Below are 26,539 nucleotides of genomic sequence, written 5' to 3'. Positions count from 1 at the left end.
CGGAATGTGACAACGGACTTATGCTATCATGAATGAGGAAAAAAGAACAGGAGTGGTGAAGATGAAACAACTGACAACGATGAACGAATATACAGCAGCGAAACAAGGGAAGAGCGTCCTCATGTTTTCAGCAACATGGTGCGGCGATTGCCGTTTCCTCGACCCATTCATGCCGGACATTGAAGCGAAGTTCTCAGACTGGTCATTTTATTACGTCGATCGTGATGAATGGATGGAGCTTGCGCAAGAACTCGACATTTTCGGAATTCCAAGCTTCGTCGCTTTCAACGGCGGACAAGAAGTCGACCGCTATGTCGGACGCGAACGGAAGACGCCGGAGCAAGTCGAAGCCTTCCTTCATGGGTTAGGGTGATTTAAATGGAGCGGAATGAATTACGTCGTCATCTCGAAAGTAAGTTCACTGACGGATACCGGACCTCGTACGACCGCGAGAATGAGGTGTTGCGCATCGAACGGGCGACCGATCGTTTCGGCGTCAACATCCGTCTCGCCCCGCTCGTAGCGAAAACAAAAGTTCGAGGGGAAATCGCTGTCGATGAGGTCGTAGACTACATCAAGACAGCGCTCACCGCGGATGATGACATCACATTAGCGGGTAATGAGGCCAATCTTTATCCTGTCATCCGTTCTGCTTCGTTCTCGACCGAGACGAAACGGGGCGAGACATTGGCGATGACGCCGCATACAGCTGAGACTGCCGTCTTTTACGCCCTAGATTTGGGTAACGGCTATCGCTTGATTGAAGAGCGACATTTGGGCGGGATGACGCTCGAACGCCTTGATGAGTTGGCGCGGGATAACGTCAAAAAATTACCGACCGATTTAAAAGAAGATACCGTTGCCGGCAACACGTTCTATTTCCTGGCGGCACGGGACGGCTACGAGGCGTCACGTATCTTGAACGATGACTTTTTACGAGTTATGGAACGCCGTATCGAAGGCGATATGCTCGTCGGGGTACCGCATCAGGACGTGATGATCATCGCGGACATCCGCAACGATCAAGGTTATGATGCGATGCAACAGCTCATGTTCGACTTTTTCACGAATGGGCGGATTCCGGTGACGGCTCTTTCTTTCCATTATGAGGACGGCGTTCTCGAACCAATTTTCATTGTCGGAAAAAAGAACCCACCAACGGACGCATAATCTGCTAAACTATTTGTGTCTAGTTTGAAAGAAGGGGCGTTTTTACGTATGCAAATCAATGCTTTTTATAACCGTGAAGGAATCGGCGATGTCCTCATGGTCTTGTTAAGAGAAGGCGATCGCCACCACCAAGTCGTTGAACGGAAAGATGATGTCGCCATCGTCAAATCGACGACGGGAAAAGTCAATGGCTATAACATCTTCAATGCCAGTAATTATTTTGACGTCAGCGACTGGCACGGGCCGGTCGAGTTGACGGCCGAGTTGATTGAGACGCTCGGTGTCATCTTGCGTAAACAAAATATCGAAGCCGAGCTTTCGGGCGTGGACTTCACCCCGAAATTTGTCGTTGGCTACGTCAAAGAAGCTGAGAAGCACCCGGATGCGGACAAATTGTCGATCTGTCAAGTTGAGACCGATCAAGGTGATGTCCAGATTGTCTGCGGCGCACCGAACGTCGCGGCCGGCCAAAAAGTCGTCGTCGCGAAACCGGGAGCGGTCATGCCGTCTGGTTTGATCATTCGTCCATCGAAGTTACGAGGTGAAAGTTCACACGGGATGATTTGTTCAGCACGAGAATTGAACTTACCTGATGCACCGCAAGAAAAAGGGATTCTCGTATTGGATGACGAATATGAAGTAGGGAAAGCATTTGAAATCGGTCGCTAAATTCGACCGATTTTTTGCTAAATAGGATTGAGTGAAAAAGCGAGGAATCAAGTATGGATGCATATGAACGTTCATTAAAACAACAAGCAGACCGAATTCGACGCGAACTATCCCAGGAAGGGAAGAAAGGTGCGCCTGCACCGAAGCCCGAGCCGAAGGATGAATTTGTACCGTCGGATGTGCCATCTCCGATTTATGGATACGCCCGACCGAAACCGAAAATCATTCTGCCGACTGAACATTCTCCGGAGACGCGTGACGATTCAGCGATCCGCCAAGCAAAGCGAGTGGCCGTCCCGGTAGAGGAAGTGTCAGAAGCGGTGCCGCCAATCGTAGAGCCTGAGCCTAAGAACGAACCGGTAATTGATTCCGTAGATGAACCGATGGTGGAGTCAGTAGACGAATCCGTGATGGAATCAGTGGATGAACCCGTGGTTGATTCAGTAGACAAATCCGTGCCGACCGTCGATGATGCGCCGACGTCACAGCCTGACCTCGATGTCGCAGCGGACGAATCGCCATCAGCGGAGACGCTTGAGGAAATGGTGTCCGAGCACGCGGATACGCCAAGCGAAGAGACGATTATTTCCACGGAAACGATCGAGGAAAGCCCGTTCGTCTCTGAAGACGAGACAGCTGAACAAGATACTAAACCGCTCCTCGGGGAAGTCTCGATTGTAGAGAGCGGGTTCGCCTCTGTGTTCATGGGTTCGACCGATTTGAAATCATCGAAGATTGCCGTCCGAGAAGAAAAGCAAGACGTGACCGAAGAGGACGTTTCGCTCGATGCGCCGGTTGAGACGGTGGCCCCGGTTGTCGAAGATGTTGCGAAAACATTACAGACTGATGAACCGATTGAAGTGCCTGACGAAGAAGAGTTGACGCCTGCGATGAGCGTCTCGTATAAAGCGGAAGGCCCTCCGCTCAATGTCATGATGACACCGCAAGACCGGATGGCGATGTATAAGAGTCGTCGTTTGGCGAAAAAAAACAATAATCTGTAATAGCATGACTCCTGGAGTTTTGCTATAATGACAAAGGTTTGTCGCATTTTTTCAACAGACCGCAATGAATTAGGGGGGCTATTTACAGATGAACCGTTATCACTTCGTCGGAATTAAAGGAACGGGCATGAGTCCTTTAGCTCAAATTTTAAATGACATGAACAATGAGGTCCGAGGTTCGGACGTTGACAAAGCATTTTTTACTGAAGAAGCATTGAATCGCAAAGGAATTGAAATCCTTCCGTTTGATCCTGAAAATATTACCGAAGGGCAAATCGTCGTACAGGGCAACGCCTTCGCTGACGATCACCCTGAAGTCGTTCGAGCGCGCGAGCTCGGATTGACGATATACAAATACTATGAGTTTCTCGGCGAATTGGCCGACCACTACACGAGTGTCGCCATTACGGGATCTCATGGTAAGACATCGACGACAGGTTTGTTGGCTCACGTCATGCGCGGCATCGAGCCGACGTCGTTCTTGATTGGCGATGGCACAGGAGAAGGGGTCGAAGACTCGAAGAACTTTGTCTTCGAAGCATGTGAGTACAAGCGTCACTTCTTATACTACCGTCCAGACTACGCTATCATGACGAACATCGACTTCGATCACTCGGATTATTTCTCGGGTCTCGATGACGTCATCGATGCGTTCCAAGAGATGGCGAAGCAAGTGAAAAAAGGCATCATCGCTTGTGGCGATGATGAGAACCTGCAACACATTCAAGCAAACGTGCCAATCGTCTATTACGGTTTCGGTGCCCATAACGACTTCCGTGCCGAGAACGTGAACTCGACGGACAACGGAACAACGTTTGACGTCTACTTGCGTGACGACTTCTATGGGACGTTCCGCATTCCGGGATATGGCAACCACAGCGTCTTGAATGCCCTTGCCGTCATCGCGACGTGTGACTATGAGAACTTACCGAAAGAATTGGTTAAAGACCGCCTCGAGACGTTTAACGGCGTGAAACGTCGTTTCAGCGAATCGACGCTCGGAAACCAAGTGTTAGTGGATGATTATGCCCACCATCCACGGGAAATCAGCGCGACAGTCGAAGCGGCACGTAAAAAATACGCCGGCCGTGAAGTTGTAGCCATCTTCCAACCACACACGTATACACGCCTGAAGTCATTCATGGATGATTTTGCTGCGGCATTAGCCGAAGCGGACGCTGTGTACTTGTGTGACATCTTCGGTTCGGCTCGCGAACAAGAAGGTACCGTCACGATCGAAGACTTGCAATCGCGTATCGAAGGCGCGAACGTCTTGAAGCGGGGCGGGGTCAGTGTCTTAAGTCAACATAAAGACGCGGTTCTCCTGTTCATGGGAGCCGGAGACATTCAAACGTACCAACGTGAATACGAGAATCACGTCCAACTCGAAGCGTGAATCGAGAGCGAATGGCTTAAGCCGTTCGCTTTTTTGTGTTTAACATCAAGTCAAGACGGTAATAGTATTAGCGACTGAATTTGGAAAAGGAGATGTTAATGATGGCAAGCCAAGGCGCATTGAGCACATTGAACAAAGAGGTGGCCAACTATGGCCTCTTATTCGTCAAACTGCATAACTACCACTGGTACATTAGCGGACCTCACTTCTTCACGTACCATGAAAAGTTGGAGGAACTGTATAACCTCGTCGCTGAACTGTACGATGACGTGGCGGAGCGGCTCTTGATGAATGACGGCGAACCGTATGCGACGATGAAAGAATATCTCGAACATTCGACGTTGCAAGAAGGGGATCGCCATGCGGATACCGATCAAATGATCAAGGACGTGATCAGTGACTTCAAACAGATCCGTCAAGAGATGCAAGACGCGATGGAAAACTTCGAAGACGGGGACGAAGCCATCGAAGACACGTTCGTCTCTCATATCGAGCGACTCGAGAAAGAGATTTGGATGATGTCGGCAGCGCTCGGCAAAAAGACGAAGCTATAATGAAAACAAGCGTGCCGATTGCGGCACGCTTGTTTTTTGTTATTTCAAATTTTCTGGATTGAGTGGCAAGAGCGAGTCGACGACAAAGCGTCCGTCCTTGCGAATCAATACGTCATCGAACCAAATCTCGCCGCCGCCATAATCAGGACGTTGGATGTTGACGAGATCCCAGTGGATTGAAGAGTCGTTCCCGTTATAGGCGTCGTCATATGCCTGGCCTGGTGTGAAGTGGAAACTACCGTCAATTTTTTCATCGAACAAGATATCTTTCATCGGGTGTTGGATGTACGGGTTGACGCCGATGGCGAATTCGCCGACGTAGCGTGCGCCTTCATCCGTATTGAACACGTCATTGATTCGGTCGGTGTCATTCGCCGTCGCGTTGACGATTTTTCCGTCTTGGAACGTCAACGACACGTTCTCGAAGGTGAAGCCATGATATGGAGATGGCGTGTTATACGTGATGACGCCGTTGATCGAGTCTTTGACCGGCGCTGTGAACACTTCACCGTCCGGAATGTTCATCTGACCGGAACACTTGATGGCCGGGATATCTTTGATCGAGAAGCTGAGGTCCGTTCCTGGCCCTTTGATCGTGACACGGTCGGTCTCGTTCATGAGCGTGACGAGTGCGTCCATGGCCCGGTCCATCTTGCCGTAATCGAGCGTACAGACGTTGAAGTAGAAGTCCTCAAACGCCTCGGTCGATTTGCCGGCGAGTTGCGCCATCGATGGGGACGGGTAACGCAGCACGACCCATTTCGTTCCTTTGACGCGGTCCTCGGTATGCATTTTACCGATGGTGGCCCCGACGAGTTTTTGTTGCTCGGCCGGAACGTCTGATAACTCGTTAATGTTGTCACCGGCCCGAAGTCCGATATAGGCGTCCATGGCCTGCATTTGTTTGCGCTCGATGTCGGCCATGAGCTCAAGTTGCTCTCGGCTTGCTCCGCTGTAGAGCTTACGCAAAATACGGCTCTCTTTCAACAAGACGAACGGATGCCCCCCGGCTTCGTACGCCTTCTCGACAAGCGCTTCGACGAGCGACTCCTCGACACCAAAATTTTCGATTAGAACGCGTTCCCCTGGCTTCAATTCGACCGAATAATTGATCAATCCGTCGGCGAGTTGCGTGATTCTTGGATCTCTCATACGTCCACCCCTTTAACTTTTTTAAATTTATTTCTATTTTAGTGTAATCGAAAACATAAAAACGGGTAAAGGAATAATCAGACCGGATGGCGAAAACGGTTGTGACAAATCTTTTCAGTCATAATGGTGCTATAATGAAAACACCACATTATCGAACAGGAGGAATGGATGCATGGAAATCACATTAGGAGGCATTGCAGGGCTCATCGCGGCACTCGCATTTGTCGTACTCGTATTTTTCTTGGCACGTGTCTTGTCGAACGTCAATCGGACACTCGGCAGCGTCGCCAACACGACTGAAAACTTAGAACGTCAATTAGACGGAATCACAATGGAAGTGACGGCGCTCTTACATAAGACGAACCGTCTTGTAGATAACGTCGAAGAGAAAACAGAATTGCTCGCACCAGTGGCTCACGCGCTTGATGAGCTCGGCACGTCGCTTAACGAAGTGACGGAGTCGGTACGGACGGTTTCTTCTTCTGTTCACGTGGCAGCAGACGAAAATAAAGAACAGATCGCCCAAGCGGTACGATGGGGATCTGTCGCTGTAGAATTATTTAAGAAAAATAAAACCGAGACCTCTTCTGACGAACGACCATCACGTCGTCGCGGACGTCGAGACCGGAAACAAGAACAAGAACCGACAACGGTCTCACCAGGCTTGATTGCGACAGACGATACAATCAAATCATAACCATCACAAGGAGGAAGTAACGATGACATACGACAAGAACAAAACATATAACAACGAACAACAACCGAGCGGTGGATTTTTGGCAGGTGTCGTTCTTGGCGGCGTAATCGGCGCGGCCGTGGCCCTCCTCACATCACCGAAGAGCGGTCGTGAAGTGCGTACGTATTTAGACGAGAAGACGGCGACGTCGCGTGAGCGATTGACGGTCAAATCGAAAGAAGTACGCGAGAAAGCAGAGCCGGTCGTCGGCGAATGGATCAAAGTGGCGAGCGATAAAGCAGCGCCTGTCTTGAACCTCGTCAAAGACAAGGCCCGTGAAGCAGCCGAATTGAAGCAACAAGTCGACGAAGACGAGTTGTCAATCGAAGAAGCGATGGAGAAAGCCGATCAACTCGTAGCCGAGGCAGAAGCCGAAGTGAAAGAACAACTCGACCGCGCTTCAGAAGATCAGTCGAGCGAAACAAAAAAATCGAACGACTCAAACGATTCATCGAAAGCAGACGCCAAAACGGATGCTTCATCTGATAAACCGAAGTCATCAGAAAGCAAGTCGAACGCGAACAAAGCAAACACAAACAAATCGGCGGCGAACAAACAAGAAGCATCAAGCAGCCGTGATCAGTCAGAAGACTATGAATCGGATTTTGAGGCCCCTGTAAAAGACTTACTCGACGATGAGTCGAAACAAGAATTAAAGGACTTGAAAAACGATCTTAAAAACGGCAACAAGTAATGCGTCGAGCGTCCGGACCATCCGGACGCTTTTTTTTGTTGATTTTGTGTCGCTAGCCCATTTCCCTATGACAAAGCGGTTAAAGTTCGATATAATTAGGTTTCTGGAAAGAACGGCTTAGAAATGAGAGGGTATTTATGAGTCCACAAGATCAATTGAATCGTTTACGTCGCGAGATGGATGAGTTGAATCGTGAGATGCTCGACTTGCTCAGCCGCCGCGGCACGCTCGCTGTCGAGATCGGTAAAGTGAAACGTCTGCAAGGCGTCGAACGGTACGACCCGGTCCGGGAACGAGAAATGTTAGACTTTATTGCGGCATCGAATCCTGGTCCTTTCGAGACGGCTCGCTTGCAGCACTTGTTCAAAGAGATGTTCAAAGCCTCGGCCGAGCTTCAAGGAGAAGACCGTGATAAGACGTTGCTCGTCTCGCGTAAGCGTCAAGCCGAAGATACGATTGTCACGCTCGATGATGTCACGATTGGGAACGGACGTCCGCAATTGATTGCGGGACCGTGTGCGGTCGAATCATTCGAACAAGTGAATGCCGTCGCTGAAAAGTTAGCGTTGTCTGGTGTCAAAATTTTGCGCGGCGGGGCGTATAAGCCTCGCACCTCCCCATATGATTTCCAAGGACTTGGGTTTGATGGATTGCAGCTGTTGAAACAAGCAGCGGATCGCCACGACTTGCGGGTCATCTCGGAGATCATGACACCAGGTGCGGTCGAGTCGGCCCTCCCTTATGTGGACATCATCCAAGTCGGCGCGCGTAACATGCAAAACTTCGATTTGTTGAAAGAAGTCGGGAAGACCTCGAAACCGGTCTTGTTGAAACGCGGTCTCGCGGCGACGATCGAGGAGTTCATCTATGCGGCGGAGTACATCATGGCGAGCGGAAATAGCCAAGTCATCTTGTGCGAACGCGGGATTCGGACGTATGAGCGGGCGACACGCAACACGCTCGATATTACGGCGGTACCGATTTTGAAGCAAGAGACGCATTTACCGGTCATGGTCGATGTCACCCATTCGACGGGACGACGTGATTTGTTACTGCCGGCGGCCAAGGCGGCGCTTGCGGTCGGAGCCGATGGCGTCATGGTCGAAGTGCACCCGAATCCGGCGATTGCCTTGTCGGATGCCCAGCAACAACTCGATTTCGACCAATTCGATCAATTCGTGGACGGGCTTACTGCCCAGTTCCCTCAACTTGATTTGGTGAAAAAGTAAGCTTTCCAATTGGAAACGTTTTATATAGCGTGAAGACAGGGTAAAATGATGACAGATACCTGTCTTCCTTTTTTGACACGTTTTTTGAAAATCGTTTGAAAATCATTGCTTGTAGGAGGAGTTTTAATGAATAGTAATAATGTAACCATCTATGATGTCGCACGAGAAGCCGGGGTGTCGATGGCAACCGTCTCACGCGTCGTCAACGGAAACCCGAACGTCAAACCGACGACCCGTAAGAAAGTCCAGGACGCCATCGACCGTCTTGGTTATCGTCCGAACGCCGTTGCCCGCGGACTCGCCAGCAAGAAGACGACGACGGTCGGCGTCATCGTCCCTGATATCTCGAACATCTTTTTCGCAGACCTCGCGCGTGGGATTGAAGACGTGGCGACGATGTACAAGTACAACATCATTCTCGGGAACTCGGACTCGAACCGTGACAAAGAAATCCATTTGTTGAACACGTTGCTCGGCAAACAAGTCGACGGCATCATCTTCATGGGTGGACGTCTGCACGAAGATCTCGTCAACGAGTTCAAGAAGTCGCCGGTGCCAATCGTCCTTGCGGCGACGCTCAACCAAGGATATGACCTTCCGGCGGTCAACATCGATTACGAGCAGGCAGCGTACGATGCGACCGAAATGTTGATCGGCCACGGCCACAAACAAGTTGGCTTCATCACAGGACCACTCGAGCAACAAATCAATGGCGAGAAGAAATTCTCTGGTTACCGCCGTGCCCTTGACGACGCCGGACTTCCGTTCCGTGAGAGTGACGTCGTCCTCGGGAATTACACGTACGCATCAGGCCTTGAGGCGATGCAGAAGATGCTCGAACGTGACGATTGCCCGAAAGCGATTTTCGCCGGTACGGATGAGATGGCACTCGGTGTCATTCACGCGATTCAAGACGCCGGTTTCTCGGTCCCGAACGATTTTGAAGTCGTCGGCCATGATAACACGCGTCTCGCGACGATGATTCGTCCGAAATTGACGACGGTCGTCCAACCGATGTATGATATCGGTGCCGTTGCCATGCGTCTCTTGACGAAAATCTTGAACGCCGAAGAAATCGAAGAGAAAAACGTCGTCTTGCCGCACCGCATCGAACGTCGCGATTCGGTACGTCAAGACTGAATAAAAATCCCCTCGCCAGTCGGAGTCACTCCGCGGACGAGGGGATTTTTTTAGACATATATTGATTTGCGATCGTTCGAGATGAACGGCCAAAAGGCGCGTTTTGACACTTCCCAATTCTTCTCCTCGATTTGTTGCTTTCGTGGAATGTGTTGGAACGTGTACGTGTGGTCATCCCACCGCGTCGGCAACGTTTGATCGGCTTTGGCCTGCCATTGTTCAATCCATTCGACCGGAATGTCACCGCGATACGGCGCCTCACGCGTCAGGCCGGCCCATACTTGGGACCAGGCGCGCGGCACCGTTCGATACCAGTCATACCCGCCGCCGCCAAGGGCGACGAGGCGACCTTCCGTGTACTCATCGGCGAGTCGAGAGGCGATTTGTGGAATCTGTTCGAACGTCCGAATCGTCGAGGCGAGGTGTGTCAGCGGGTCGAACGCATGGGCGTCGGCGCCGTTCTGTGTCAGGATGATATCGGGTTTGAACCACTCGCACGCTTCCCGGAACACGGTCTCGTAACAGCGCAGGAAGGAATCATCTTGGGTGAACGCATCGACCGGGACGTTCCAACTGTATCCATAGCCGTTCCCGTTACCACGCTCCGTGACCGATCCTGTCCCAGGAAACAAGTAGCGGCCGGTCTCATGGATGGATAAGGTCATCACATCCGCATCGTCATAAAACAGCCATTGGACGCCGTCACCGTGATGGGCATCGGTATCGACGTACAAGACACGCGACCCGTACGTCTGACGGACGTGAGCGATAGCGACGGCCGCATCGTTATAGACACAAAAACCTGACGCTTTTCGTCTCATCCCGTGATGCAGACCGCCTCCGACGTGAAACGCACGCTCGACTTTTCCGCTCGCGACCAAGTCAAGGGCGTGCATCGTCCCACCTACCAGCCGGGCCGCCCCTTCATGGATGGTTGGGAAAATCGGAGTGTCTTCAGTACCGAGCCCAAATTTGTTCGCTTTCAACGTCGACAGCTCACCTGCGGCAGCCGCTTGGACCGCCTCGATATAATCGAGGTCGTGCACGAGCGCCAGCGACTCGACTGAGGCGAGGGGAGGAGCGATACACTCGGAGGCCTGAAGCTTGCCTGAGGCGATCAGGAGAGACGTCGTCAGCTCCAGGCGAATCGGATTGAACGGATGATCTTCGTGAAAGCGGTACGAGTTCTCGTTCTCGCCGAATATGTAGGCCGGTCTCATGGGGACATCTCCGGACCGAGCACGTCGAAGCCCTCACGCTTCAACCGTTCGATGATGCGGAGCGGATTCATCGTCTGCACGCGGAACGAGATGATCCGTTTATATGGGTCGGCCGTCGGGTGGACGAACACGTTGATGATATTCACGTTCGTCTTGGCGAGGAGACGTGTCACTTTCTCAAGCGTGCCGGTCGTATTCTCGACTAAGATTTCAATTTGTGAACTTGGCTCGAGTGCACCGGTCAATTGGACGAAATAACGCAATAAATCTGTCTCGGTCAACACGCCGACGAGCTTTCCTTGTTCGATGATCGGAAGACACGTCAAACGATATTCATAAAACAAGGCGGCCGCGTCTTCGAAAAAATCGTACGGGTGCGCCGTCGTCACATCTTGACGCATGATGCTCGAGACGGGGTTTTTAAAGTCAGCGCTCTCGCTTTCGGGGTGGAACACACTCGTCGCACCGCTCATCTCGAACTGGCCGACGATTCCGACGACTTGACGGGCCGGATTTGTGACGATGAGATGGCGTACTTTGTGGTCGCGCATGAGCTTGGCGGCATGGGCAATCGTATTGGTCGGTTGAATCGTCACGACATGACGGTTCATCATTTGTTCAATCAGCATCCAGATCCCTCCTCAGTCATACATGAACCGGCGTCGCAGCCGGAGTGAATCGAAGTGGTCAATCGTCTCTTGCCGGACGTTCTTGCCAATCCGTGCCATGAGACAGTTGGCCGGGTGCGAAGCGATTTCCGGGTCGTCGGTCGGGAAGAAGACGAGCCCGCCGTGGTTCATCATCTTCTCCATCACTTTCCGATAGTCCCAAATGGAGAGTCCGCTTCCTTTTAGATCCCAGTGCCAATAATATTCCGTCGTCAAAATCAGGAAGTCGTCCATATGTGGATCCATCATCGACACTTCGAGCAGCTGTTTGCCGATTCGTTGACCGCGGAAGCGCGGACTCACTTCGATGGCGCCGAGCTCGAGAATGTAAGGGTCGTTCCCTTCGCTCCAACGTTCATACGGGTCTGGATATAAATACGTCACGTAGCCGATGACGAGATCGTCGACGCGGGCCACGATAATGCGACCTTCTTTCAAGTCAGCGATTTCAACGAGGGCCTTATGTTGGTCCTCTGGTTCACGAAATGCGGTCAATCCCTCATCGAGGCGATACGTCGCCAGTACATCGCTTTCGATGGGTCCATCGATGATTACGGCTCCGAGTGAGGTTTCCCACACCTTTGAATGATATTGTTTTTCCATGGAGTCACCACCTTTTCCACCTTCTATTATAGCGCTTTCATTCTCCTTCTTTCACGCTCTTTTGGAGATTTTGGAAATTCATTGATTTGTCACAATATTAACACTATACTGAAAGTGGTTATACCATTCATTACAGGGGAGGCGAATCTTTAGCGATGGAAAAATTGAAAGCGTTATCAGGGGAACATCAATTGGCGTCGTATGAAGAGGCTTGTCAGTCGTTCGAGTGGACTCAAGCAGAAGCACTATTTTCTTGGAATTTGACGGGGAACGTCAACATGGCGTACGAAGCGATCGACCGTCACGCCGAAGGTGAACTTGCCACAAAACTGGCATTGCTCTATTTCGATGGGGAACGAGAAGAGCGCTATACGTATGAAGATATGAAACGAGAAAGCAATCGGTCCGGAAACGTTCTGAAATCGGTTGGAGTGGAGAAAGGCGACCGCGTCTTCATCTTCATGCCGCGGAGTCCAGAACTTTATTTTATTTTGCTCGGCACACTTAAATTGGGCGCCATCGTCGGTCCGTTGTTCGAGGCGTTCATGGAACAAGCCGTTCACGACCGTCTGCTCGACTCGGAAGCGAAAGTCATCGTGACGACCGAGGCGCTCTTGCCGCGCATCCCGGTCGATCAGCTCCCGCACTTGGAAACGATTTTGATCGTTGGCGACGGGGTAGAAGAAGCCGGGAAAATCATCGACTATCGTAAATTGGCGGCTGAAGCTTCGACTGACCTCGACATCACATGGGTCGACCGTGAGGACGGCATGATCTTGCATTATACGTCAGGGTCGACCGGGAAGCCGAAAGGCGTCCTGCACGTCCATAACGCCATGGTGCAGCACTTGATGACGGGAAAATGGGTGCTCGACTTACAACCGGATGATATTTACTGGTGCACGGCCGACCCAGGCTGGGTGACGGGCACGAGCTACGGGATTTTCGCTCCGTTCTTGAACGGGGCGACGAATGTGATCGTCGGAGGACGATTCAATCCGGAGTTCTGGTATTCGGTCATCGAACGGTTCGGGGTCACCGTCTGGTACAGCGCGCCGACGGCGTTCCGGATGCTCATGGGTGCCGGCGAAGAAGCGTTCGAGAAATATGATCTATCATCTCTCCGCCATATCCTCTCGGTCGGTGAACCGCTCAACCCGGAAGTCATTCGTTGGGGGAACGAATCGTTCGGGTTACGGATTCATGATACGTGGTGGATGACAGAGACGGGTGCGATGATGATTTGTAACTATCCGACGATGGATATCAAACCGGGTTCGATGGGGAAAGCCATCCCGGGTTGTGAAGCGGCCATCTTAGACGACCGTGGTCAACCGCTCCCGCCACATCGGATGGGCAACTTGGCCCTCAAGACGCCGTGGCCGTCGATGATGCGGAAGATTTGGAAGAACGACGCCAAGTATGAGAGCTATTTCTGGGGTGATTGGTACGTCTCAGGCGACTCGGCCTATATGGACGAGGATGGTTACTTCTGGTTCCAAGGCCGCGTCGATGACGTCATCATGACGGCAGGCGAACGGGTCGGTCCGTTCGAAGTCGAGAGTCGTCTCGTCGAGCACCCGGCAGTTGCCGAGGCCGGTGTCATCGGGAAACCAGATCCGGTCCGTGGAGAGATTATCAAGGCGTTCATCGCGCTCCGTAAAGGCTATGAGCCGTCAGACGAGCTGAAGACGGAGATTCAAAAGTTCGTCAAAGAAGGGCTCGCGGCCCATGCGGCCCCGCGTGAGATTGAATTCAAAGACAAGCTACCGAAAACACGAAGCGGGAAGATCATGCGTCGCGTCTTGAAAGCTTGGGAATTGAACCTTGAGACAGGTGACTTATCGACAATGGAAGATTGAACGACAAAAGGTCGACACGCGATGTGTCGACCTTTCTTGTCGAGTTAGGCGCCGTCTGCTTCTTCGGCGTCTTCTTTCTTCTTATCTTCCTCAGCCTTTTTCTCAGCCTCGGCTTTCTTTTTAGCTTCTTCTTCAGCTTTCTTCTTGTCGGCTTCAGCTTGTGCTTCAGCTTTTTTCTGCGCTTCCGCTTCAGCTTTCGCTTTAGCCTCAGCATCTGCCTTTTCTTTCGCAGCAGCGTCAGCTTCTTGTTTTTCTTCAGCCTCTTGTTTCTTCTCTTCAGCTTCTTCTTTCTTCTTCTCTTCAGCTTCTTCTTTCTTCTTCGCCTCTTCTTCGGCTTTCTTCTTGGCTTCCTCCTCCTTCTTCTTCTCTTCGACTTTCTTCTTCTCCGAGAATGAGCCAGAGTCTTTGAAGTCAGCGGCAGAAACGCTAGAAGGTTGGTTGAAGCGCGCCCCAGTGTTGAAGATTTCAGGGTTGTCGGCGTATACGCGGTTGGCCGTCTGTGACCAGATCCGTTGCGTCCGTTGATAATACTGACCTACTTCATAACTGTTTTGCATTTCACCGAATTGTGAGTCAAAACCAGACCAAACAGCAAGCGTGACGTTCGGATTCGAGCCGACCAAATACGAGTCGCGCCGGTCGTTCGTCGTACCAGATTTACCCATCCAATCGCCAGGGACGTTCAAGAGTGATCGAGCGTACGTCGCTGTTCCTGACGTATAGACGTCACGTAGCATGTCGATGACGAGGTAAGACGTACGATCGGTATAGATGCGCGTCTTTTTCGGTTGTTTCTCAAAGATAGTTTCACCGTTATATTCAATGCGTTCGATAAAGTATGGTTCCACATGCTCCCCATAGTTCGCGAGCATTGCATAAGACGCGGCCAAGTTGACCGGGCTGACTTCTCCGACCCCTAATGCCATCGATGAAGCGTTTCGGTTCGCTTCCGACACTTCGATGCCCATGTCGACAAGTTTTTGCGTGTCGGCCGGTTTTTGGTTCCGTTCTTCGTAGATCTTAACAGCCGGAACGTTAAGGGAACGTTTCAGCGCTTCGCGAGCCGTTACTGGGCCGCTGTGCGTTCTACTCTCGTTTTCAACTTCTTTTTTCGGTTGACCAGGACCGGTGAATCGGTAGAAGTATTCTTCATCTAAAATCGTCGTTTCGGGCGTAATCATCCGAGCTTCAATCGCATTGGCATAAACCAAGATCGGTTTTGCTGTCGACCCGATTTGACGTTCCATACGCATGGCGCGGTTCACTTCGTCGGTCTTCCCGTTAATATAGCGGCCGCCGACGAAACCTAAGATACGCCCTGTCTTATTCTCGATCATGATTGACGCTGTCTGTTCAGGCAACGTGCGATCTTCTTCTTCGATGTATTGATTTTTATCAAAGTTATTGGCATTTTTAGCGGGTTGTTGCATTGCCTCGTGAACTTTTTTATCAAGCGTCATATGAATCTTGAATCCGCCCTGGCGCAGCATATTGTGGGCGCGTTTGGCGTAAGTCGTTCTAATTTCATTTTGTTCTTTCGTTTTTAAATCTGCCAAGACGATGCCGTCCTGTTCGAGCAAGTAGTTCGTGACAATTTGTCTTGCTTGAAGTTCAGCTTCTTGCACAACATACGGATAGCGATCACGCGGCTTCGATTGCGTCTTCATGAAGTCTTTTGTGATGTCATAGTTGTATGCAGCGTCATAGTCTTCTTTTGTGATTTTCCCAGCAACGTACATCCGGTTGAGTACCGTTTTCATCCGGTTGATGGCCGGTGACACGTCCTCTTTAATGACACCACCTTGATAATACGGTGTATACAGGAACGGGTTTTTCGGGATCCCGGCGAGGAAAGCGGCTTGTGGCAACGTCAACTTCTCAGCCGATGTATTGAAGACACCTCGAGCGGCTGCTTCAATCCCTGAGATGTTGCGTCCCATCGAGTTTCGTCCGAATGAGACGACGTTCAAGTACGCGTTCAAGATCTCATCTTTGTTCATTGCTTTCTCGAGGCGAAGGGCGAGTAAAATTTCTTTCGCTTTTCGTTCGAACGACACTTCGTTCGTCAGCATTTGGTTTTTGATGAGCTGTTGTGTGAGCGTAGAACCGCCGGTCCGGTCTTCCGATCCGGTCGCTTCCTGTAAGATGGCACGGAGCGTCGCTTTCGGCACGACACCATCGTGTTCGTAAAACTCGACGTCCTCTGTGGCGAGTAACGCGTCGACGACGAACGGAGAGACTTTCTCGACGGCGACGGGAACGCGGACTTCATCCGTCGTATAGTTTCCGATGCGTTCACCGCTTCCAAAATAAATGTCAGAAGTCGATGAGTAGGTGTTGATTTGCGACGTCATCGTCTTATATGCGGGTGCCGGCATATCCTTGACGAGGGAAGCGAAATAACCCGCTCCGATCCCGGCGCCTAAAAATCCAATGAGAACGACCGATATAATCGTTAAGAGCAGTACGTTCCACGATACATCGTAAAATACATTGGCATAACGGCGGGCTTTCAAGGACTTTGGTTGGTTCCATGTGTCTCGAATCTTTTGCAGCATGACAGCCTCCTTAATATGGTGTAAAACTATTTTTGACAGTAATATATACGATTATAGCACAAGTCCTTCCTGACCTTACCCCGAATCGACTACCGGATGCAAGTTTCCATATTCTCGGTTGACAATTTGGAAATGGAACTTATAAAATGTAAAGCATAGTCCATAAACAAAGATGCTATGAAGAAAGCGAAGTAGTCGACTGACCGCTTGTCCAGAAAGCTAGTGGGTGCTGTGAACTAGCCAATGTCAGCCGATGAATTACACTTTTGGAGCGTGCCGTTCGGCCGGGTCGAGACCGTTATCTCTCGCTACAAGTGGCCACAGCTGTGGCAATTAGGGTGGTACCGCGGAATCTCCGTCCCTTCTCATATGAGAAGGGACGTTTTTTTATGTCAATCGAAGGAGTGGAACAGATGGAATTATTGAAGGATTTAGAATTTCGAGGTCTCGTCAACCAAATGACGGACGAAGCAGGATTGAAAGAACAGTTGAACAAACCGACGACGCTTTACACCGGGTTCGACCCGACGGCGGACTCGCTTCATATCGGGCACTTGCTCCCGATTTTAACACTCAAACGTTTCCAAGAGGCGGGACACCACGTCATCGCCCTCGTCGGTGGGGCGACCGGCATGATCGGTGACCCGTCAGGTCGTTCGGACGAGCGTTCGCTCAACACGCTCGACACGGTCAAACAGTTCTCGGATCGAATCAAAGACCAATTGAGCCGCTTCTTGCCGCTTGAAGGAGAGAATCCAATCTCAATCCGCAACAACTACGAGTGGACGGAAGAGTTGTCGATCATCGACTTCTTGCGCGACATCGGCAAACACTTCCCAATCAGTTACATGCTCGCCAAAGACTCGGTCGACTCGCGTTTGGAGAACGGGATCTCGTACACGGAATTCTCGTACATGCTCTTGCAATCGTTCGACTTCTTGAAGTTGTACGAAACTGAGAACTGCCGTCTTCAAGTTGGGGGCAGCGACCAGTGGGGCAACATCACGGCCGGTCTCGAACTGATTCGTCGCTTTGGTCACTCGGAGAAGGCGTTCGGTTTGACGGTACCGCTCGTGACGAAGTCGGATGGACAAAAATTCGGTAAGACGGCCGGTGGTGCGGTCTGGCTCGACGCCGATAAGACGACACCTTACGAGTTCTACCAGTTCTGGATCAACGTCGACGACGCCGACGTCATCAAGTTCATCAAATACTTCACGTTCTTGTCGCATGACGACATCGTGGCGCTTGAAAGCGAAGTGGCGTCTGCACCGGAAAAACGTGTCGCCCAACGTCGCCTCGCCGAAGAGATGACGAAACTCGTGCACGGTGAAGCAGGTCTCGATCAAGCGCTCCGCATCACGGCGGCATTCTTCAGCGGTGATTTGAAGACGCTCAAGCCAGAAGATATGGATGCTGCATTCAAAGGCATGCCTCAGTTCGAACTTGACGGCGAACGTAACCTCGTCGATCTTCTCGTCGAAGCGAAGATTGCGCCATCAAAACGTCAAGCCCGCGAAGACGTTCAAAACGGGGCGATCTACTTGAACGGGGAGCGCGAACAAGCGCTCGATAAGACGGTGACACGTGCCGATACACTTGGTGAGTTCACGGTCATCCGCCGAGGCAAGAAAAAATACTTCGTGATCCGTCACGTCTGATGCATTCGTCCATGTCCCAAATGTTGCGGACATGGACGTTTTTTTTATATCTCAAATTGGTTTCGGTCTGATACGATGGCAAGTATAGACGATAAGGAGGCTTTCCTATGGAAATTGAAGAGTTTTTTGGCGAACAGTTCCACCAATGGCGGGAGCGGTTCCGCTACTATGAGATGGCGATCACCGAGCTTGAGAGCGACCTCGGCATCATCGACCTCGATTGGCAGACGCGGCTCGGTTACTCTCCGATCGAACATGTGAAGACGAGGATGAAGACGTTGCCGTCAATTATCAAGAAGATGAACCAAAAAGGGCTCCCACTTGAAGTGGAAGCACTTTGGGACAATATTTATGACGTCGCAGGAGTCCGGATCGTCACGAGTTTCCGCGATGACATTTACGCCATCCTCGATCATTTGAAGAAGCGGGACGATTTACAAATCGATGAGATCAAAGACTACATCAAAGATCCAAAGCCGAGCGGTTATCGGAGCCTGCATCTCATCGTCCGGACGAAAGTCTATTTGGCGGAACGCGTCATTTGGGTGCCGGCTGAGATTCAAATCCGCACGCTCGCCATGGACTTTTGGGCGGCGACGGAGCATAAGCTTCATTATAAATATCAGCACGTCGTCCCGGAGGCGTCGAAACTCGAGTTGATTGAAGCGGCCAAGATGGCGGACGCGCTCGATACGCAGATGGGCCGGATTCGCGAACAAATACTAAAGTAAAAAAAATCCCCTTTCCTGACAAAGCAGGGAAGGGGATAAAAGCATTAACGTGAGTAGTACTCAACGATGAGTTGCTCTTTGATTTGGTCGTTCAATTCAGCACGCTCAGGAAGACGTACGAATGTACCTTCGAGCTTCTCAGCGTCGAATGTTACGTAGTCTTTTGTAGCTGGTGCTACTTCGAGAGCTTCAGCGATCGCTTTGAAGTTTTTAGACTTCTCGCGGACTGAGATGACTTGACCTGGTTTTACACGGTAAGACGCGATGTCTACACGTGAACCGTCAACTTGGATGTGACCGTGGTTGACGAGTTGGCGCGCTCCACGACGTGTGCGAGCGAGACCCATACGGTAAACGAGGTTGTCAAGGCGTGACTCGAGCAAGAACATGAAGTTCTCACCGTGGATACCTTGCATTTTCCCTGCATCGTTGAAGATGCGACGGAATTGCTTCTCGTTGATTCCGTACATGTGACGGAGTGCTTGCTTCGCTTGAAGCTGAAGACCGTATTCAGAGATTTTACGACGACCATTTCCGTGTTGACCTGGTGCGTAAGGACGTTTTGCTAATTCTTTACCCGTTTCGCTAAGCGAGATGCCTAAGCGACGCGAGAGTTTCCAAGCTGGACCTGTGTAACGAGCCATGTTTGGACTCCTCCTTGTTGTTCATGTATTTTGCACAAAAGAACAACGGTGTCAAAGACTGGTGACGCCCCTTTCATAGGTTCAAGCACCTTCACTTGATAGCGAAGCTACGAGATGCTCCTCCGACTCAGTCGAGGCCCGAAAGGTGGATACGTCTGTCAATGACTGCTATCGTCATTTCATGCACAAAAATCAGTATACGACGAAATGATTCGCTTGTCAATCAGATGAAGCGAAGTAATGTTTGGCAGAATTGCTCCAACCCTTGACGGTCGACATCCGAGAAGCGATCGAACTCAGGGCTGTCGATATCGAGCACGCCGATGGTCTTACCGTCACGGACGAGCGGGACGACGATTTCCGAGTTCGAAGCCGCGTCACAAGCGATATGGCCCGGGAACTGATGAACGTCTGCGATGAGTTGTGTCTCTTGCGTCGAGGCGGCTGTCCCGCAGACTCCTTTGCCGAACGCGATATGGACGCAAGCCGGCAGACCTTGGAACGGTCCGAGGATGAGGGCGTCTTCGCCTTCTGTTAAATAGAAGCCGACCCAGTTGATCCGGTCGAGGAATTGGTTGAGCAACGCGCTCGCGTTTGAAAGGTTCGCGACACGGTTCGTCTCGCCTTCGAGTAGCGCGGCGAGTTGTTTGTTTAGTAGGTCGTAACCGGCGGCCAAGTCGCCAGAGTAAGTAGTCGTTTGGAACATGGGATTCCCTCCTAATGAATGAAAGCAAGATTGATTAGCATTATGGTACACGCATTTTTTTATTTTGTCTTCTTAAAAGATTCATGTGAAAAATAACATTCTCTCCCTAAACCGTTGGAAAACCTATGCAAATCATTGGTTCTATAATATGATTAGTATTATCTATACTCATAAAATACTTCATTTATTCATTCAGATACATAAGTCCACGAAAGCGGCTTGGAGGTTGTGACAGAGATGGATTACGGAATCTACGGAATTTTAATTGGAATCATTGTCATCGCATTAGGGGCGATGCTGGGAAGCATGCTCGTGCGAAGGAATTTTTACCAGAAAATTGATGATTTAGACATGCGCAAACAAAGCGTGCTCAGCGCCAGCGTCCCGGCCGAACTGCAGAAGTTCAAACAGTGGCCGATGGAGGGCGAGACGAAAGAAAAGTTCGAGCGTTGGCATCAGTCATGGGACGAACTCGTCAGTGTACATACCGGGCAAATCGATGAGGCGCTCTATCATGCCGAAGAAGATTTGGACAAATATCGCTTCCTCAAAGTCAAATCGGATTTGAATGCGACGGAACAGTTGATTGAAGAGCTCGAGTCGATGGTACACGCCATGCTCGACGAGATGGATGAGTTTAATCAGCATCATTCGTCGCTGCTCGATATCGTCAAAAAAGACGAGAAAGAGCTGTACCAATTCCGGAAGACACTCGTCGCGCAAAACAGTGCGTTCGGCCCGACGTATGAACTCGTCGAATCTGAGATTGCGGCAGCGGAAGCAAAACGGACCGAGATGATCACGTTGAAGCAAGAAGGCCAAGTATCGGAGGCGTACGTCGCCGGCCAAGTCTTGTCTGAGAAAGTGACGAAGATTCGTGAACTCGTCAGTGTCATCCCTCAGTTCGTCCGCACGGTGCAGGTTGACTTGAAACAACAGCTCAACCAGTTGCGTTCGGGGCATAAAGAGATGCAAATGGACGGCTACGCGCTCGAACCGCTCGGTTTAATGGAAGAAATCGAGCAGGCGGAAGATCGCCGATCGGCTCTTATGGACCGCATCGAACAGCTCGACTTCGATCATTTCGAGATGGACATGCAACAGCTCAGTTCGGACATCGACCAGTTGTTCGAAGCGTTCCGGACCGAAGTCGACGCGCGCCAATACGTGAAGAAAGAATTCGCGAGTGTGAAAGACCGTGACCGCCAGACGAGCGAAGTCATGGCGCGACTCCATCAAGAGATGACTCGACTCGTCAGCAACTATGAGATCAACGCTCGAGTCGGTGAAGAATTTGAACAGCTTGAACGTGAGCGGGCGACGCTCACGGCGAACGTGCTCGATATCGAACAGGCGCTCGTCGCCCAAATGATCCCGTTCAGCATGATCAAGTCGAAAGTACAAGAAGCAAAACGGTCGCTCGACCAGTTCAGTGCCATGCATGAACGCTTCATCGAGAATACGAACTCGCTCCGTAAAGAAGAGCTCGAGGTTCGTAACAAGCTCGAGTCTTGGAAGAAGGAATTGTCGGCCCATCGCCGACTCCTTACGAAGAGCGCCATGCCGGTCGTCCCGACGGATTTGACGAGCGATATGCGCCAATTGCAAAAAGGCGTTCAATCGTTGGACGAACAGTTCGAGAAGGCGCCGTTCAATATGACGTATATCGTTGGACTCAGCCACGACGTCGAAGAGACGATGGACAACTTCCGCGACCGGGTCAAAGCGCTCTTACGCCAAGTCACGTACGCCGAGCAGCTGCTGCAATATGCGAACCGCTATCGCCGGCGTGACAACGAGGTCCATATCGCCTTGACGCTCGCCGAGAACAAGTTTTTACACGGAGAGTACGGCACGGCCGTCGAAATCGGTGAACGCGTCCTCGGGCGCTTCGATGAAGGCGCGGCCCGCGAGATTCGTCAGCGTGTCGAAAAAGGTTTGGAGCAACAAGAGCTATTACGAAAATAATGATGCATGAAGATTGACGTAAACGGGAATTAACGTAGACGTCAATCTTTTTTGAATCGAGGAGGAATTTTGTGATGGGAACGCTATGGGTAAACGGAAAGATCTATACGATGAATAAAGAGCATGAACAGGCTCGCGCCATGTATGTCGAGCACGGTCGCATTCTGAAGCTAGGTGAGGAAGGCCACCTTCGTCGTACATACGCCGGAAGGATCAAACAGATTGTGAACCTTGAAGGGAAGAGCGTTTATCCGGCGTTCACCGACTCGCACATCCATTTGATCGGATACGGGGAAGCGCTCGACCGCATCGATGCGACCGAGACGACGGATTTGCAAGCTCTGCTCGAGTCGATGAAACAAAAGGACGGCAGTGACAGAAGTGACGATTGGCTCGTCGCGGAAGGGTTCAATGACCGTCTGCTCGGAGAGATGCCTACGCGTGAGATGATTGATGCCGTCATCCCAGACCGGCCCGTCGTCTTGAAGCGGGTCTGTCGCCACGTCGCCGTCGTCAACTCGAAAGGATTGGAACGACTTGGCTTGATTCACCATACCGTCATCGAAGGCGGAAAGCTCGGACGCGACGCGGAAGGAAAACTGAACGGGGTGCTATACGATGCGGCGCTCGATTTGCTCCATAAAGAACTGGGGGGGAATCGCGAGAAAAATGTCGCCTCACTCCACCGGGCCATCGACTCGCTTTTCGCCCACGGGATTGTCGGCGCCCATACGGAAGACCTGTTCTATCATGGCGACCCGCTCGAGACGATTCAAGCGTATGAGGACGTGTTAGCAGATCTTCCGTTCCACGCCCATCTACTCGTCCATGAACAAGTCGTCGATCAATTAATCCGTCACGATGCGCTCGCGAAACGACCACGTTTCGATTTCGGGGCGATGAAACTGTTCGTCGACGGGTCGTTCGGGGGACGGACGGCACTCTTATCGGAACCGTATACGGACGAACCGGGTCAGCGCGGAATCGAGGTCCATCGTCCAGACCATCTCGAGGCGCTCGTCAAAAAGGCGCGGTCGTATGGTATGAACGTGGCAGCTCACGTCATCGGGGATGCCGCCGCCGAACAGTTCATCACGTTGCTCGAGAAGTATCCGGCCAAGCTCGGGACGCGGGACCGAATCATCCATGCCTCGCTCTTGAACGATGCATTGTTGAAACGGATCCAGGCGCTGCCGGTATTGATTGATGCGCAGCCAATCTTCTTGTCGGACGACATGAACTTGTTGTTCGATCGGCTCGGAAACGACCGGGTCGATAACGCCTACCGCTTCAAATCGATGCTCGACACGGGAGCGCTCGTTCTCGGGGGCAGTGACGCCCCAATCTCTTCGGTCGATGTACGAAAAGGCCTGTATGGTGCCGTCACCCGTCAATCGTTCGAGGAGTCGGGCGCGCTCAATCCGCCGGAACGCCTGTCGATGTATGAAGCGCTCCGTAGCTTCACGTATGCCCCGCGTGTCGCCACAGGCACGCACGGACGTGACGGCTTGTTGATTCAAAGTTATAACGCCACGTTCACGGTGTGGGAAGAAGACTTCTTCGAACTTCGCGGGCGCGACATCCTCGACAACCGACTCGTCATGACGGTCGTCGAAGGGTCGCCGGTGTATGAGGCCGACGTCGTCAACGCATAATAAAAAGGCTAGCCGTCTAAGTAAAATGGACGGCTAGCCTTTTGTCGTTTAGAAGAATGAGCGTTGTACTTTGTGCCAGAACGAGTTGTTTTTCAACTTGACCGTTTTGACGACTTGATCAGAGAGCTCGATATCGATTCGGTCGGTATATTTGAGGCTGAGCGCCTCGTTATCCATCCCGATGATCGGATAGTCGTTCCCGTCTTCGACGATGCGAAGCGACAGTTTGCGTGAATCATGGACGATGAACGAGGAACCGAGTGTACGGTAGCGGTTATTGTTCACCGAAGCGATCTCGCTCACTTGCATGCATGGGATGAGCGGGTCGACGATCGCGCCGTCGAGTGATTTATTATAAGCCGTCGAGCCGGTCGGCGTTGAGACGACCATCCCGTCGCCGCGGAACGTCTCGAAGTGAAGATCGTCGATGTATACCTCAATGGCGAGTGATTTGATGATACTCGATTTGATCGAAGCTTCGTTCAAACAAAGCATTGGTGTCGATTCATTGATTGAAGCCGATAAGAGCGGATATTTCCGTACCTCGAGCCCGGCTTCGATCCGAGCAGAGTTATCTGAGAATAAACGATCGACTTCGTCGAGCTTATGTATGTCGAAGTCGCAATAAAACTCATTCAATCCGCGTCCGAACCCGACGTAGATGGCGTCTTGACGGAAGCCTGTATAACGGACGGCCTGTAAGAACGCGCCATCTCCCCCGATGGCGACGATGATGTTGGCGTCTTCCGGACGATTCACGACGTTGAAGCAATGCTTCTCACCGATCTCGATTAGTTTCTTTACCTCTTTAGTAAAGTCGTTGACGTTACGATGGTACAAATAAACGTTGTTTCTCATCCATGTCATCCCCTTTGTCAATTGAGTCTCTTTCATTATACAGCGTTTTAGACGCTCGATATAGGGAAAATCACAATCAGGCCGTCTGAGGCAGGAAGTTTGTCATCGAGACGGCACCATCGATATGATGAAGAAGTATAAATCAAACCAAAGGGGATGAAACGATGCCAACATTTAAAGGCAATACCGTTACACTGCAAGGGAATCCGGTCAAAGTCGGAGATGCTGCACCGGACTTTACAGCGCTCACGACGGCACTTGAAGAGGTGACGCTCGCGTCATACCCAGGGAAAAAATTGATTAGTGTCGTCCCGTCGATTGATACAGGCGTCTGTGATGCACAAACGCGTGCGTTCAACGAGAAAGCGGCAACGCTTGGAGGGACAGTCTTGACCGTGTCGAACGACTTGCCGTTCGCACAACGTCGCTGGTGTGCGGCCTCGGGCCTCGATAACGTCATCATGTTATCGGACCACCGCGACCAATCGTTCGCGAAATCTTACGGCGTGTTGATGGAAGAGCTCCGTCTACTCGCACGCTCGGTGTTCGTCATCGACTCAGAAGGTACGGTCCAATACGTCCAGTACATGGATGAGATGACAGACGAGGTCGATTTCGATGCGGCGCTCGAGGCGTTTGATAAAGCGAACTGATTCGCTTGGCGAAATGACCACGAATCGCTTACACTAATAGAAGTGAACCGACCGGCTCTCCATCAGAGGGCCGGTTTTGTATGGAAAGGATGATCGAAGATGGAACGATTTGAACAATTGTATCGGGATTGGAAGAAAGAGGCGAAGAAGCTGACGACCGACCTTGATTTGTTACCGCTCGAGGCGTTGATTGAAGTATTTGAAAGGGTCGATGTCGAACAAGAGAAGACGGATGATGTCCGCAAAGCCGTCAGTCTGCTCGTCCTCGAGGAGACGACGACACTCCCGCCGAACCATCAACCGACGCCGGACGCCGTCAGCCTGTTCATCGGGTACTTGGCAACGAAGCTCGTCAAAGACGGGGCGAGCGTGCTCGAACTTGGGAGCGGGACGGGGACACTCGTGCATGCCGTGTTGACACAATTGAAAGACGCCACCGCACAAGCCGTCGAAGTCGATGAGACGATGCTACGTCTGTCTTACGCGATCAGTAACTTACTCGGGAAACCGGTGTCGTATTTCCACCAGGACGCGCTCGCACCGTTGTTCGTCGAACCGAGCGATTTAGCGCTCGTCGATTTGCCGATCGGCTACTATCCGAACGATGAGGTGGCGTCAGGCTACGCCTTGAAACGTGAGGAAGGCCATTCCTATTCCCACTTCTTGTTGATCGAACAAGCGATGCGCCACCTGAAACCGGGCGCGCATGGCATCTTCGTCATCCCGAACAATTTGTTTGAACAGGATGACGAAGGGAAATTAAAACAGTGGATGGACCGTGAGGCCGTCGTCAAAGGAGTTCTGCAACTCCCGACGACGATGTTCAAAGATGAGCGATATGCGAAGAGCCTATTGATGTTACAAAAGCTCGGGGAAGGCGTCAAACGCCCGAAACAAGCGCTCCTCGTCGAATTGCCGTCGTTCACGGACGTACGTGCGGTTGCCAATATTGTGAAACAGATTGACGATTGGTTTAAAACAACATAATTTTTATTGGGCAAAAGACTT

25 protein-coding genes and 1 other annotated feature are annotated in these 26,539 nt (G+C 51.4%); of the genes, 17 read left to right on the top strand and 8 right to left on the bottom strand.

Annotated features, from left to right (window positions below; translation table 11 throughout):
• Positions 1-61: 61 nt before the first annotated feature.
• The 6 genes from AC13H5_RS10025 to AC13H5_RS10000 all read left to right on the top strand — a co-directional run bounded on the left by AC13H5_RS10025 (position 62) and on the right by AC13H5_RS10000 (position 4,793).
• Positions 62-373: a thioredoxin family protein gene (locus tag AC13H5_RS10025; RefSeq protein WP_021065580.1), complete on the top strand. Its 312-nt coding sequence runs from the start codon at positions 62-64 to the stop codon at positions 371-373.
• A 5-nt stretch (positions 374-378) separates the two neighbouring features.
• Positions 379-1,170: a DUF1444 family protein gene (locus AC13H5_RS10020; protein WP_483545670.1), complete on the top strand. Its 792-nt coding sequence runs from the start codon at positions 379-381 to the stop codon at positions 1,168-1,170.
• Positions 1,171-1,218: 48 nt separating this feature from the next.
• Entirely contained in the window at positions 1,219-1,839 is a 621-nt protein-coding gene (gene ytpR / locus AC13H5_RS10015) for a YtpR family tRNA-binding protein (RefSeq protein WP_138859168.1), read from the top strand.
• 53 nt (positions 1,840-1,892) lie between these two features.
• Entirely contained in the window at positions 1,893-2,843 is a 951-nt protein-coding gene (locus tag AC13H5_RS10010) for a hypothetical protein (protein ID WP_483545669.1), read from the top strand.
• A gap of 88 nt (positions 2,844-2,931) precedes the next feature.
• Positions 2,932-4,239, top strand: coding sequence for a UDP-N-acetylmuramate--L-alanine ligase (gene murC / locus AC13H5_RS10005; RefSeq protein WP_034778269.1), 1,308 nt, complete (start codon positions 2,932-2,934; stop codon positions 4,237-4,239).
• Between the two features lie 98 nt (positions 4,240-4,337).
• Positions 4,338-4,793, top strand: coding sequence for a Dps family protein (locus AC13H5_RS10000; protein WP_251130426.1), 456 nt, complete (start codon positions 4,338-4,340; stop codon positions 4,791-4,793).
• Between the two features lie 39 nt (positions 4,794-4,832).
• On the opposite strand, the gene AC13H5_RS09995 is transcribed toward AC13H5_RS10000, so the two are convergent.
• Positions 4,833-5,945, bottom strand: coding sequence for an aminopeptidase (locus tag AC13H5_RS09995; RefSeq protein ID WP_034778267.1), 1,113 nt, complete (start codon positions 5,943-5,945; stop codon positions 4,833-4,835).
• Between the two features lie 172 nt (positions 5,946-6,117).
• Here AC13H5_RS09995 and AC13H5_RS09990 point away from each other — a divergent pair, with 172 nt between their 5' ends.
• The 4 genes from AC13H5_RS09990 (at position 6,118) to ccpA (ending at position 9,744) form a co-directional block, all read left to right on the top strand.
• The gene (locus tag AC13H5_RS09990; RefSeq protein ID WP_034778266.1) at positions 6,118-6,642 is read left to right on the top strand and encodes a DUF948 domain-containing protein; all 525 of its coding nucleotides are present in this window, start codon (positions 6,118-6,120) and stop codon (positions 6,640-6,642) included.
• 22 nt (positions 6,643-6,664) lie between these two features.
• Complete coding sequence (locus AC13H5_RS09985; RefSeq protein ID WP_214797293.1) at positions 6,665-7,375, top strand: YtxH domain-containing protein; 711 nt, start codon at positions 6,665-6,667, stop codon at positions 7,373-7,375.
• 137 nt (positions 7,376-7,512) lie between these two features.
• Positions 7,513-8,604, top strand: coding sequence for a bifunctional 3-deoxy-7-phosphoheptulonate synthase/chorismate mutase (locus AC13H5_RS09980; protein WP_034778264.1), 1,092 nt, complete (start codon positions 7,513-7,515; stop codon positions 8,602-8,604).
• Between the two features lie 126 nt (positions 8,605-8,730).
• Positions 8,731-9,744 carry a catabolite control protein A gene (ccpA, locus tag AC13H5_RS09975; protein WP_034778263.1) on the top strand — a complete coding sequence of 338 codons (1,014 nt, stop codon included), beginning with the start codon at positions 8,731-8,733 and terminating at the stop codon, positions 9,742-9,744.
• 50 nt (positions 9,745-9,794) lie between these two features.
• Here ccpA and AC13H5_RS09970 read toward each other — a convergent pair whose 3' ends face one another.
• From AC13H5_RS09970 to AC13H5_RS09960, 3 genes are read right to left on the bottom strand one after another with little or no spacing between them, the layout of a single operon-like run.
• Positions 9,795-10,964 (bottom strand): acetoin utilization protein AcuC, encoded by a 1,170-nt coding sequence (locus tag AC13H5_RS09970; protein WP_214788791.1) that lies wholly within the window; start codon positions 10,962-10,964, stop codon positions 9,795-9,797.
• Positions 10,961-11,593, bottom strand: coding sequence for an acetoin utilization AcuB family protein (locus AC13H5_RS09965; protein ID WP_214753029.1), 633 nt, complete (start codon positions 11,591-11,593; stop codon positions 10,961-10,963). Before AC13H5_RS09965 ends, AC13H5_RS09970 begins: the two co-directional genes overlap by 4 nt.
• Positions 11,594-11,605: 12 nt before the next feature.
• Positions 11,606-12,235, bottom strand: coding sequence for a GNAT family N-acetyltransferase (locus AC13H5_RS09960; RefSeq protein ID WP_214706431.1), 630 nt, complete (start codon positions 12,233-12,235; stop codon positions 11,606-11,608).
• Between the two features lie 155 nt (positions 12,236-12,390).
• Here AC13H5_RS09960 and acsA point away from each other — a divergent pair, with 155 nt between their 5' ends.
• Positions 12,391-14,097: an acetate--CoA ligase gene (acsA, locus tag AC13H5_RS09955; RefSeq protein WP_034778256.1), complete on the top strand. Its 1,707-nt coding sequence runs from the start codon at positions 12,391-12,393 to the stop codon at positions 14,095-14,097.
• Positions 14,098-14,141: 44 nt separating this feature from the next.
• Here the strand turns inward: acsA and AC13H5_RS09950 are convergent, their stop codons facing one another.
• Positions 14,142-16,655, bottom strand: a complete 2,514-nt coding sequence (locus tag AC13H5_RS09950; protein ID WP_483545668.1) for a transglycosylase domain-containing protein — start codon at positions 16,653-16,655, stop codon at positions 14,142-14,144.
• Positions 16,656-16,823: 168 nt separating this feature from the next.
• Positions 16,824-17,021, top strand: a binding site (T-box leader).
• Between the two features lie 47 nt (positions 17,022-17,068).
• Between AC13H5_RS09950 and tyrS the strand changes: the two genes are divergently transcribed.
• Both tyrS and AC13H5_RS09940 read left to right on the top strand, forming a co-directional pair.
• Positions 17,069-18,316, top strand: a complete 1,248-nt coding sequence (tyrS, locus tag AC13H5_RS09945; RefSeq protein ID WP_214823158.1) for a tyrosine--tRNA ligase — start codon at positions 17,069-17,071, stop codon at positions 18,314-18,316.
• Positions 18,317-18,423: 107 nt separating this feature from the next.
• Positions 18,424-19,047, top strand: a complete 624-nt coding sequence (locus AC13H5_RS09940; RefSeq protein WP_034778254.1) for a GTP pyrophosphokinase — start codon at positions 18,424-18,426, stop codon at positions 19,045-19,047.
• Between the two features lie 44 nt (positions 19,048-19,091).
• Here the strand turns inward: AC13H5_RS09940 and rpsD are convergent, their stop codons facing one another.
• Positions 19,092-19,691 carry a 30S ribosomal protein S4 gene (rpsD, locus tag AC13H5_RS09935; RefSeq protein ID WP_029595169.1) on the bottom strand — a complete coding sequence of 200 codons (600 nt, stop codon included), beginning with the start codon at positions 19,689-19,691 and terminating at the stop codon, positions 19,092-19,094.
• Between the two features lie 223 nt (positions 19,692-19,914).
• Positions 19,915-20,397, bottom strand: coding sequence for a GAF domain-containing protein (locus AC13H5_RS09930; protein WP_138859180.1), 483 nt, complete (start codon positions 20,395-20,397; stop codon positions 19,915-19,917).
• Positions 20,398-20,634: 237 nt separating this feature from the next.
• Between AC13H5_RS09930 and ezrA the strand changes: the two genes are divergently transcribed.
• Positions 20,635-22,365 carry a septation ring formation regulator EzrA gene (ezrA, locus tag AC13H5_RS09925; protein WP_214711728.1) on the top strand — a complete coding sequence of 577 codons (1,731 nt, stop codon included), beginning with the start codon at positions 20,635-20,637 and terminating at the stop codon, positions 22,363-22,365.
• A 74-nt stretch (positions 22,366-22,439) separates the two neighbouring features.
• Entirely contained in the window at positions 22,440-24,020 is a 1,581-nt protein-coding gene (locus AC13H5_RS09920; protein WP_483545667.1) for an amidohydrolase, read from the top strand.
• A 48-nt stretch (positions 24,021-24,068) separates the two neighbouring features.
• Here AC13H5_RS09920 and AC13H5_RS09915 read toward each other — a convergent pair whose 3' ends face one another.
• On the bottom strand, positions 24,069-24,887 hold the full coding sequence (locus tag AC13H5_RS09915) for an NAD kinase (protein ID WP_483545666.1): 819 nt from the start codon (positions 24,885-24,887) through the stop codon (positions 24,069-24,071).
• Between the two features lie 155 nt (positions 24,888-25,042).
• On the opposite strand from AC13H5_RS09915, the gene tpx reads away from it, so the two are divergent.
• Together tpx and AC13H5_RS09905 are read left to right on the top strand one after the other, a co-directional pair.
• Complete coding sequence (tpx, locus tag AC13H5_RS09910; RefSeq protein ID WP_131471299.1) at positions 25,043-25,531, top strand: thiol peroxidase; 489 nt, start codon at positions 25,043-25,045, stop codon at positions 25,529-25,531.
• A gap of 99 nt (positions 25,532-25,630) precedes the next feature.
• Entirely contained in the window at positions 25,631-26,518 is an 888-nt protein-coding gene (locus AC13H5_RS09905) for a class I SAM-dependent methyltransferase (protein WP_034778248.1), read from the top strand.
• Positions 26,519-26,539: the final 21 nt, after the last annotated feature.

This window comes from Exiguobacterium sp. FD-YE-25-4 (assembly GCF_057004685.1).
This window is presented reverse-complemented; position numbering and strand designations above follow the sequence as displayed.

Coding starts and splice junctions, on each gene's coding strand:
- AC13H5_RS10025 (WP_021065580.1), top strand. CDS start 62: ATGAAACAACTGACAACGATGAACGAATATACAGCAGCGAAACAAGGG.
- AC13H5_RS10020 (WP_483545670.1), top strand. CDS start 379: ATGGAGCGGAATGAATTACGTCGTCATCTCGAAAGTAAGTTCACTGAC.
- ytpR (WP_138859168.1), top strand. CDS start 1,219: ATGCAAATCAATGCTTTTTATAACCGTGAAGGAATCGGCGATGTCCTC.
- AC13H5_RS10010 (WP_483545669.1), top strand. CDS start 1,893: ATGGATGCATATGAACGTTCATTAAAACAACAAGCAGACCGAATTCGA.
- murC (WP_034778269.1), top strand. CDS start 2,932: ATGAACCGTTATCACTTCGTCGGAATTAAAGGAACGGGCATGAGTCCT.
- AC13H5_RS10000 (WP_251130426.1), top strand. CDS start 4,338: ATGATGGCAAGCCAAGGCGCATTGAGCACATTGAACAAAGAGGTGGCC.
- AC13H5_RS09995 (WP_034778267.1), bottom strand. CDS start 5,945: ATGAGAGATCCAAGAATCACGCAACTCGCCGACGGATTGATCAATTAT.
- AC13H5_RS09990 (WP_034778266.1), top strand. CDS start 6,118: ATGGAAATCACATTAGGAGGCATTGCAGGGCTCATCGCGGCACTCGCA.
- AC13H5_RS09985 (WP_214797293.1), top strand. CDS start 6,665: ATGACATACGACAAGAACAAAACATATAACAACGAACAACAACCGAGC.
- AC13H5_RS09980 (WP_034778264.1), top strand. CDS start 7,513: ATGAGTCCACAAGATCAATTGAATCGTTTACGTCGCGAGATGGATGAG.
- ccpA (WP_034778263.1), top strand. CDS start 8,731: ATGAATAGTAATAATGTAACCATCTATGATGTCGCACGAGAAGCCGGG.
- AC13H5_RS09970 (WP_214788791.1), bottom strand. CDS start 10,964: ATGAGACCGGCCTACATATTCGGCGAGAACGAGAACTCGTACCGCTTT.
- AC13H5_RS09965 (WP_214753029.1), bottom strand. CDS start 11,593: ATGCTGATTGAACAAATGATGAACCGTCATGTCGTGACGATTCAACCG.
- AC13H5_RS09960 (WP_214706431.1), bottom strand. CDS start 12,235: ATGGAAAAACAATATCATTCAAAGGTGTGGGAAACCTCACTCGGAGCC.
- acsA (WP_034778256.1), top strand. CDS start 12,391: ATGGAAAAATTGAAAGCGTTATCAGGGGAACATCAATTGGCGTCGTAT.
- AC13H5_RS09950 (WP_483545668.1), bottom strand. CDS start 16,655: ATGCTGCAAAAGATTCGAGACACATGGAACCAACCAAAGTCCTTGAAA.
- tyrS (WP_214823158.1), top strand. CDS start 17,069: ATGGAATTATTGAAGGATTTAGAATTTCGAGGTCTCGTCAACCAAATG.
- AC13H5_RS09940 (WP_034778254.1), top strand. CDS start 18,424: ATGGAAATTGAAGAGTTTTTTGGCGAACAGTTCCACCAATGGCGGGAG.
- rpsD (WP_029595169.1), bottom strand. CDS start 19,691: ATGGCTCGTTACACAGGTCCAGCTTGGAAACTCTCGCGTCGCTTAGGC.
- AC13H5_RS09930 (WP_138859180.1), bottom strand. CDS start 20,397: ATGTTCCAAACGACTACTTACTCTGGCGACTTGGCCGCCGGTTACGAC.
- ezrA (WP_214711728.1), top strand. CDS start 20,635: ATGGATTACGGAATCTACGGAATTTTAATTGGAATCATTGTCATCGCA.
- AC13H5_RS09920 (WP_483545667.1), top strand. CDS start 22,440: ATGGGAACGCTATGGGTAAACGGAAAGATCTATACGATGAATAAAGAG.
- AC13H5_RS09915 (WP_483545666.1), bottom strand. CDS start 24,887: ATGACATGGATGAGAAACAACGTTTATTTGTACCATCGTAACGTCAAC.
- tpx (WP_131471299.1), top strand. CDS start 25,043: ATGCCAACATTTAAAGGCAATACCGTTACACTGCAAGGGAATCCGGTC.
- AC13H5_RS09905 (WP_034778248.1), top strand. CDS start 25,631: ATGGAACGATTTGAACAATTGTATCGGGATTGGAAGAAAGAGGCGAAG.